Below are 331 nucleotides of genomic sequence, written 5' to 3'. Positions count from 1 at the left end.
AGTGTGAGCGATTCAACAAGCGCAAGTACGTCATTAAGTGGATCAGAAAGCGAGAGTCTTTCAGACTCATTAAGCGCAAGCACATCAGATAGTGCATCAACATCAACAAGCGTGAGTGACTCAACAAGTATGAGCACATCATTAAGTGGATCAGAAAGTACGAGTCTTTCAGACTCATTAAGTGAAAGCACATCAGATAGTGCATCAACATCAACAAGCGTAAGTGACTCAACAAGTGCAAGTACATCATTAAGTGCATCAACATCAACAAGTGTGAGCGACTCAACAAGCACAAGTACATCAGATAGTGCATCAACATCAACGAGTGTGA

The 331-nt window shown here is 41.7% G+C and carries 1 pseudogene; it reads right to left on the bottom strand.

What is annotated here, in order from left to right:
• Positions 1 to 331, bottom strand: a pseudogene (locus KA878_RS14445) (hypothetical protein); the annotation flags it as partial.

It is taken from the genome of Staphylococcus sp. GDY8P57P (assembly GCF_017892585.1).
Classification (GTDB): domain Bacteria; phylum Bacillota; class Bacilli; order Staphylococcales; family Staphylococcaceae; genus Staphylococcus; species Staphylococcus borealis.
Note: the sequence above shows the minus strand (reverse complement) of the source record. Positions and strands in the feature narration are given on the sequence as shown.